The organism is Kordia sp. (assembly GCF_045105435.1).
GTDB lineage: Bacteria > Bacteroidota > Bacteroidia > Flavobacteriales > Flavobacteriaceae > Kordia.
In genome coordinates this window covers 1-8283 of the sequence record NZ_JBGCDL010000188.1, presented here as the reverse complement: position 1 = coordinate 8283, position 8283 = coordinate 1, and the positions used below count along the sequence as shown (strand labels likewise).

General features: G+C 32.7%; 11 protein-coding genes. 8 read left to right on the top strand and 3 right to left on the bottom strand.

The features are described 5' to 3' along the window. A partial coding sequence (locus tag AB8B65_RS10015; RefSeq protein WP_405300824.1) for a hypothetical protein occupies positions 1-497 on the bottom strand: 497 nt, incomplete at its 3' end. Between the two features lie 342 nt (positions 498-839). On the opposite strand from AB8B65_RS10015, the gene hpf reads away from it, so the two are divergent. Then, a complete protein-coding gene (hpf, locus tag AB8B65_RS10010) occupies positions 840-1142 on the top strand; it encodes a ribosome hibernation-promoting factor, HPF/YfiA family (RefSeq protein WP_405300823.1) in 303 nt (100 codons plus the stop codon). 320 nt (positions 1143-1462) lie between these two features. Here the strand turns inward: hpf and AB8B65_RS10005 are convergent, their stop codons facing one another. Next, positions 1463-2638 (bottom strand): tetratricopeptide repeat protein, encoded by a 1176-nt coding sequence (locus tag AB8B65_RS10005; protein WP_405300822.1) that lies wholly within the window; start codon positions 2636-2638, stop codon positions 1463-1465. A 101-nt stretch (positions 2639-2739) separates the two neighbouring features. Between AB8B65_RS10005 and AB8B65_RS10000 the strand changes: the two genes are divergently transcribed. The 4 genes from AB8B65_RS10000 (at position 2740) to AB8B65_RS09985 (ending at position 4525) form a co-directional block, all read left to right on the top strand. Further along, on the top strand, positions 2740-3192 hold the full coding sequence (locus tag AB8B65_RS10000) for a YybH family protein (protein ID WP_405300821.1): 453 nt from the start codon (positions 2740-2742) through the stop codon (positions 3190-3192). Between the two features lie 46 nt (positions 3193-3238). Next, on the top strand, positions 3239-3811 hold the full coding sequence (locus tag AB8B65_RS09995; RefSeq protein ID WP_405300820.1) for a hypothetical protein: 573 nt from the start codon (positions 3239-3241) through the stop codon (positions 3809-3811). 66 nt (positions 3812-3877) lie between these two features. After that, positions 3878-4339 carry a hypothetical protein gene (locus tag AB8B65_RS09990; RefSeq protein WP_405300819.1) on the top strand — a complete coding sequence of 154 codons (462 nt, stop codon included), beginning with the start codon at positions 3878-3880 and terminating at the stop codon, positions 4337-4339. 39 nt (positions 4340-4378) lie between these two features. Further along, positions 4379-4525 (top strand): hypothetical protein, encoded by a 147-nt coding sequence (locus AB8B65_RS09985; RefSeq protein WP_405300818.1) that lies wholly within the window; start codon positions 4379-4381, stop codon positions 4523-4525. Between the two features lie 114 nt (positions 4526-4639). Here the strand turns inward: AB8B65_RS09985 and AB8B65_RS09980 are convergent, their stop codons facing one another. Next, positions 4640-6277, bottom strand: coding sequence for an FAD-binding protein (locus AB8B65_RS09980; protein WP_405300817.1), 1638 nt, complete (start codon positions 6275-6277; stop codon positions 4640-4642). Between the two features lie 106 nt (positions 6278-6383). Here AB8B65_RS09980 and AB8B65_RS09975 point away from each other — a divergent pair, with 106 nt between their 5' ends. The 3 genes from AB8B65_RS09975 to AB8B65_RS09965 all read left to right on the top strand — a co-directional run. After that, positions 6384-6776: a DUF3574 domain-containing protein gene (locus AB8B65_RS09975; RefSeq protein ID WP_405300816.1), complete on the top strand. Its 393-nt coding sequence runs from the start codon at positions 6384-6386 to the stop codon at positions 6774-6776. A 69-nt stretch (positions 6777-6845) separates the two neighbouring features. Continuing rightward, positions 6846-7946: an alkene reductase gene (locus tag AB8B65_RS09970; protein WP_405300815.1), complete on the top strand. Its 1101-nt coding sequence runs from the start codon at positions 6846-6848 to the stop codon at positions 7944-7946. Positions 7947-8146: 200 nt separating this feature from the next. Beyond that, positions 8147-8283: cold-shock protein (locus AB8B65_RS09965; protein WP_405300825.1), on the top strand; the 137-nt coding region annotated here is incomplete at its 3' end.

Here is an 8283-nt window from a genome sequence, read left to right as displayed (position 1 = left end):
GTATTTTGAAAACGAAATGCCAAACCAAAAGAAAAATCTGTAGCATTGAAACATACATGTTTTAGATGATTTGACGTTGGATTTTCGAAATGAGAAAATTCACCTTTAAAAATGTCCATATCAGCATACGAGAGAGCAAATGCATTGATTAGTGATCGTTTTTTGTGTGGATTTGCTTTCCAAACTTCATCATCGTTTAGTTTTGCAATTGCTGTTTGAAGGAGTTGATCTTTTCCTGGCTCAAATGAATTATGAAATTTTTGAAAGAAAGATTTGAAATCAAAATTTGGGTTTTGTACTGCTTTTGTATACGCAACTCCTAGTAATGTTCCGCCACTTACAGTACTAAATGCTTCTATATTTTTTGCTAAAGATGCATTTTTGTAGTGTATTTTTTCAAAATAAGAAACAACTCCTAATGAGAAAAATGTAGCACGGTAACCACCGCCACTAAAACAAAGTCCGATACTTTTAAATGGGATAAAATCTTCTTGCATAATGCGTATTGTTTACGTTATTATTTTAGGTTTATTGTGTGTTTAATGGCTACTAAACAACTGGGGAAGTCCTTCAAATATAAACATTTAGGCGAATAAAAGCTAAAAGTAGCGCTTAAAGACTTTCCTTTTTTTGAATTTACTTTGTAGTGAATAGTAAAATATGACCTAAATCATATTTTGCAAGAGTTCTTCATTTTAAATTTGTGTTTTAACGTAAAAAGCAATTGTACTGAATCAATAGCCAAATAAAAAAGTTGTTAAAACTAATTTTCTTTGAATTTTAAATATTCTTATCTTAGTGATACACAACAAAGTTTAATATTATAAAATGATCTAAAGATGAAAATAATTATTCAATTTGTTCAAATAGCAAGTAGTAAAACCATGGAAGCTTACACAACTGAAAAATTAAATAAATTAGATAAAAAGTATGATACATTAATTAATGCAAACGTATTTTTTAAAAAAGAAAAAGATCCAAAAGGAAAAGGGAATATATGTGAAATTGAACTTAGTATAGCTGGACCTAGAATATTTGCTTCTTCAAACGAAAAGAATTACGAATTAGCTGTTAAAAACACGATTAGTGATTTGGAAAAACAACTTGAAAAGAGAAAAAGTACTTTAAAACCTTATTTGTAGTTGATTAGAAGCATTTTAAATTCAATTGTGCATTATATTTATAGCAAGAGATTCACGAACTTCTGCGGATTATCATAATATAAACCATAGTCCATTGTGTATTTTGATAAAATTTGTCCATTCAAGTGAATTTTACGATTAAAAATGAGTAAAATTTGTATTTCGGTAAACTCAGCAGAACTATCGAATAGAATTTTCTGCACTAAACATGTTCTCGATACGATTTTTCGTGCCTCAAAATCACTCGAACTGACGCTTCATTATACTTTTTTAATTAAAAATACACAACGATTTAACTTATAGGCACTTACAAGACTTACTTAATCAGAAAGTTTAAATGTAGATTCTGTAATATATTCTTGCAATAATAGTGTGTTTGGATTAATTTCATTCGCTTTCTGATACAAATTCAATGCTTTTTGATAGTCTTTTTTATAGAAATAATACAAACCTAAATTGCGATATGCATGTGCATTTTTAACATCCAATTGAAGTGAATAATTAATGTCTTTATAAGCTTCTTGTAACTGTCCGAGTTTCAATTTTGAAAACCCTCGATTGTTCCAAGCAAAAGCAAAATCGGGTTCAAGTATAATTGCTTTATCTAAATCTACAATAGCTTCTGTGTGCTTGTCTAGCATTCCGAGCGCATATCCGCGATTGTTCAACATATCCGTATTATTTGGGTCTTCTTTCAATACTTTAGAAGTGGAAATAATAGCTTCGTGATACATTTCAAAATAACTCTGTATGACAGACAAATTGATATAATCACTCGTTTCAAACAATTCTTTGTGGTTTTTGGTGAATGCATCTTGCAGTAATTTGGCTTTCTCAAAATCTTGCTGCATAAGATTTGCATAAATGGCCAATCGGTAAAAAATATCTTCATTGTTTTTAAATTTCAAACCTTCTTCAAAGATAGCAGCAGCATCTTCAAACTCTGAATTCTCTAAATAATGATTTCCCAATTGAAATTTTCGGTAGGATTTTCGGAACTTCCACAAAGTCAACAACTGCATGCCATCATTATTGGTAAAAGTTCCATCATGCAATGTAATTGTGTCTCTATTTGGAAAGATATTATTCAAAAAATCAACAATACAAGAAAAAATAAGTGCGAAAATAACCAGTTTTGTCACATCGCCAAATTCATTTAATAAAAGGATTAAAACCCCGATTCCAGCAACAATCAAAGAGAGAAGCGGCCCAAAAATGGTAACAATAAAACTCGTACGAACCGAAACATCTTTTTCATGCATAACGCACAATCCGCCTTTCCAATAAAACAAGTTGAACTTAAAAAAACACTCCAATCTTCCTAACTGAAACTGCATTGATTTTTCAGGATTTCCATGCGAACCCATATAAACAGTCACTTTTCCTTTTGTCAGTAACAATGCAGGAATTGCGTGTCCTAACTCATGAATTACCGTTGTTAACAGTCGGAACGTTAACAAAGACAGCATAAAAATGAGTGCGACGTGTAATGGCATTTAGAAAATTTTGGTTACAAAGTTAAAATTATCTGTTCAAACCTACTCATTTTTCTTTTATTTGAAAAAACAGTAATTTCAACATTCAAAAATAACAATCCATGAAAAAAATAATCTTCACATTCGTATTCGTTACATTTTTTGTGCAATTCGGTGTAAGTCAAACCTATTCGGGAGATCAACAAGATATTGATCAAATTTTACAAAACGTAAAAAACTTTTCAAGCTATGTAAATACGTCAAATTATGAAATGATTGCTGCTTCTTATACTAAAGACGCCAAAATATTTCCACAAAGCGGCGATATTATTGTTGGCGTTGCAAACATTCAAAAGTATTGGCAGTTGCCAGAAGGTGTACAAACGATGAATCATAAAATAACGCCTGTTGAAATTACTGTAGTTGATGACACAGCGTATGATCACGGATATTATGAAGGTACAACAGTTCGTTCCAACGGTGAAAAAAGCTCATGGAAAGGAAAATATGTAATTGTTTGGAAAAGAGTAGGAGCTGATTGGAAAATGTATTTAGATATTTGGAATTCGATATAAGTCACCTACTATAGAAATACCTATCTTTAAACCCAAATCACATTTTATGATCGTTAAACTAAAACTTTTAGTAATACTTGCTTGTTGTATCTCTTTTAATGCGCTTTCGCAAGAAATAACGCCAGCCAAAAAATTCTGGAATACGCTGCAAAAACATTGTGGAAAAGCTTATGAAGGCACTTTAGCACTTCCGAAAGAAGATAAAGATTTTGGAGGAAAAACATTGACAATGCATGTTCGTAAATGTTCTGAAACCGAAATGAAGATTCCTTTTTTTGTGGGAGAAGATAAATCGCGCACATGGATTTTAACGTATAAAAACGATCGCATCACGCTAAAACACGATCACCGCCATGAAGATGGTTCCGAAGATAAAATCAATTTTTATGGTGGAACAACTACAAATACTGGAAAAGCAGACATTCAAGTATTTTCTGCGGATGCGAAAACACAAAAAATGATTCCTGGCGCGGCAACCAATGTTTGGTGGATTACCATTAACGAATCAACATTTACCTATAATTTAAGACGTTTAGGAACCGATCGCGTTTTCAAAGTCGTTATGGATATTACAAAACCTGTCAAAACTCCAAAAGCACCTTGGGGTTGGAAAGAGTAAACTATCTGAATTATAGTTTTTTATAAACTCACACTCATGTTCCGTTCAAGCTAAAAAATCCTATTTATGATTAAACATTTTTTTATAATCGTACTATTTCTTTTCAATTTCAATAATATAATTGGACAAACAGAAACTGAAATAAAGGTTCCTGAATTTGATGATAATTATAGTAAAACCGTGAAAATGCTAGAAAATGGAAAAACGGACATTGATTATAAATTATTCAGAGAAAGTTTTATAGAAAGTGAACAGTTTAAAATTGCATCTGAAAAAAGATCTGAATTTAACAAACTTGAAAAAGAAATGTATAGGCAAATGTCTAAATCAGCATACGATAGTATTATTACTACAACAAGAAAAATGTTGAGTATTGACTACACAAGTATGATTGCTCATAAAATATTAAGACAGACTTATAAACTTGTTGGAGATACTATAAATGCTAAAAAATATAAAACAATTCAATTTGGACTTTTAAAATCAATAGTAAATACTGGAGATGGAAAATCTTGCCAAAGTGGTTGATCAGTCATTCAAATATCTGAGGAATATTTTATTTTAAATATGCTCGGAGTTGAATTAGATAATCAAAGTATTGCTGGCGGAATTTGTGACCGAATGGAAGTTGTGGATAAAAACCGAGAAAAGAAAGTTTATTATTTTGAAATAAGTAATGTATTTAAAGGAAAAGAGAAATTGAAAGAAAAATAGGTCCTATCACTTCTTTAGAAATTAAACCTCGCAAGATATGCATGCTTGTATTATTCAAATAAAAAAATGGAAAAAGCGATCATTCTACTATTCTTGGAATGATCGCTTTTTATGTTATTCAGGTAGAATGCTCATTTCAAAATTGAACAATTGATCAGCATCGTATTTTGTTTTAATTTTTCGCAATTTGTTCAAATTCTTTTCGGTATAATAGATTCCAAGCAATTTCAGCCGATTTTCATCATTTTTAATATCAGAAACCAAGGTTTTATCGACGAAATTAATAAAAGAACCTTCTGTATATTCAGCTATAGATTCTCTAAAATCTTTAACCCATTTTACATATACAGTATTTCTTCCTTCATTGGTGAAAGCATTGGTAACATCGTCCCACCAAGCTTGTATTTGTAGCATATACGGTTTATGCGCATATCCAAAAGCGTTATTCCCAGCATTTCTAGTAACTGCGCCGCCCATGCAATGAAAACTCATGTACATGTTAACATCGGCATAATAACAAGATTGCTTTAAGTAGTCATAAATTGCTTTTACCAATTCCTCGTGGTTTATCTTGTCTTTTGGAAAACTAGACGATACTTTATGCGGATGTGGTCTGTCACAGGTTGAACCTGGAGGACTATCGGGTAAAACAGTTAAATCGAGTTTCTTACATTTTTCTCCTTCGTTGTCTACGTATTGTACGCTACCTGTTGGGTTTATAAAATCAATCAATTCACGTTGACTTGTTGCATACGACTTAAATGCTGCTGCTTCAAATGTTGTTGCAGTAGCAGCGCTCAACATAGATTTTGATAGCATTTTTTCTTGTTTCTGTGAATCCGAATATCCTTTTGGAGTTTCCGTAAACGTCTCTGGAACAACTTTATTCACAACTAAAACGCCAAAATATTCTATTAGTAAGTTGAGTAATTCAACTTTATCACCATAAAATTTTCCGCCCATACGTCCGTGAACTTCCGATTTTACAATAATCATTGTGCAAGTAGCAGAAAGTCTTTCGTCAATTCCGCCTATTTCGGCATGTAATTCTGCCCATTTCGTAACAACGGCTTTTACTTCTTCGGGTTCTTCCCATCGCAATCTAAAATTAGTGGTTACCGGAAGAATTGAAACTAAATTAAATTTAAAACGTGTTACGACACCAAAATTTCCACCGCCGCCGCCTTTTAACGCCCAAAACAAGTCTGAATATTCATTATCAGGATGTGCATTTGCAATGACAACATCTCCAGATGCTAATACAATTTCAATATCGGTAACAGAATCGCAAGTTAATCCATATTTACGAACGGAAACTCCCCAACCGCCGCCTTGTGTAAGTCCGCCAACATTTACAGATTGACAGCCGCCACCAGGAATTGTTTTTCCTTTTTCTCCTAATTCGTCATACACTTGACCTAATTGTTTTCCTGCGGGAATCCAAAGTGTTTCAGTATGTGCATCAAATTTTGGAAGTTTGTTCATTTCAGATACATCAATAATAATGACATTATTGGCAGAACACATTCCTTCATGTTGATGTCCGCCAGCGCGAACTCGAAAAGGAACCGTATTCTCATTACAATATTTAATGCAATATGAAACGTGATCAACACTTGCGCAATACGCTATATTTGCTGGCATGTGACCAAAACGTGTGTTAGAAATGACACGCGCATAATGATACAACGGATCTCCAAAACTGACAATTTTTAAATCATTAGGCGCATTATTAATAAAAGATGAATTCATGGATAAATGTGGTTAGGTTAATTATTTAATGTTTCTAAATGTAAGAAAATATCTCAATTTAATTTAGTACATTCACTGCGAATTGCATTAAATATTTAAAAAAAGCATGAAAATCTACTTAAAATCATTCTTTCTCATTGTAATCATATTGTCCTTTATTTCTTGTAGTGCTACAAAATTTCAATCAAACCATATCAAAACGGAATTGTATTTTGGTCTTTCAAAGGAAAATGGAATTGTCACGGAACAGGAATGGAATACTTTTAAAGCTATGTATCTTAACAAAAAGTTTTCTGGCTATACAGAATTAAATTCTGAAGGTTTTTGGACGAATCCGCAAGGAAAAACCGTTTCAGAAAATTCAAAACTGATTATTTATCTCAATAAAGGCACAAAACAAGATAGTATTGCAATTGCGTATGTGATTGAAAACTATAAAAAACAATTTAATCAAGAATCCGTTTTAAAGATTGAAACACTTGTAAATGCTGCGTTTTAGTATAAATTTGACATAGATTAATATAATTGGTTACGACATGTTGTATTTTTATAAAAAAATTGAAATCGCATGTCTAAAAAACTTCTATTACAACCATATTCTTCTAAAAACTTACAGCTTAAAAATCGTGTGATTATGGCGCCAATGACGCGCAGTCGTGCCAATAATAAAGGAAATATTCCTACGGACGAATTACACGGAATCTATTATGAACAAAGAGCTTCCGCTGGATTAATCATTACAGAAGGAGCACAAGTTTCTAAAGAAGCTGTCGGGTATATTCACACGCCAGGAATTTATACAAAAGCACAAGTAGAAGGTTGGAAGAAAGTGACGAAACGTGTACATGATAAAGGCGGGAAAATCTTTATACAGTTGTGGCATGTTGGACGAATTTCGCATCCCGATTTTCATAATGGAGAATTGCCAGTTGCGCCATCAGCCATAAATCCGAATCGAAAATCGTACACGCCAGATGGTTTTAAAGATACGGTGACGCCGCGCGAAATGACGCAAACAGATATTGACAGCACGATTCAAGATTTTGTAAACGCTGGAAAAAACGCGTTGGAAGCTGGTTTTGATGGCGTGGAAGTGCATTCGTCAAACGGCTATTTATTTCATCAGTTTTTTACAAACTGTTCCAATACTCGTACGGATAGTTATGGAGGAAGCATTGAAAATAACGCACGATTTTTCTTTGAAACGCTTGACGCGATGAAAACAGCAATGCCCGAACAGAAGATTGGTGTACGATTCAATCCGTCTTTGCATTCGGCAATGGCAGGAATTACGATTGATGCGGAAACGATTCCTACGTTTGAATACATTATCAAAAAACTAAACGCATATGATTTGGCGTATGTGCATTTGTCCGAACCATTTTCAGATGTTTCTGAAGTTCCGCATGCCGTCACAGGTATTGCGAAACATTTTAGACCATTATACAACGGAACGTTAATGATTAATACCGATTTTACTTTTGAGAAAGGAAATGCAGTTTTAGAAGCGAATGAAGCCGATTTGGTTGCTTTTGGAAAACCGTATATCTCAAATCCGGATTTGGTAGCGCGATTTGAGCATGGAATTTCTTTGTCAGATTGGGATGCAGAAACATTCTATACAACAGGAGAAAAAGGCTTTTTGGATTACCCGAACGCCAATATTTGAGTTGTAAAGCACTCTATTATACAAAAATAAACACACTTTTAAATCGTCTTATAAATAGTATACGCGCTCTAAAACAGCATATTACATAGGTTTTTATGGTTTTTTTTAACTAAATATAAAATTTTATGAATTAATTCCTTGTAAATCAAATTAATGGGGTCATCTTTGCAGAATTAAAAAATATATTAAATTACATTACAATGAGTAAAGGAACAGTAAAATTTTTCAACGACACAAAAGGTTTTGGATTCATCACTGAAGAAGGAGTTGAAAAGGATCACTTTGTACACATTTCAGGTTTAGTAGACGAAATTCGCGAAGGCGATGAAGTTGAATT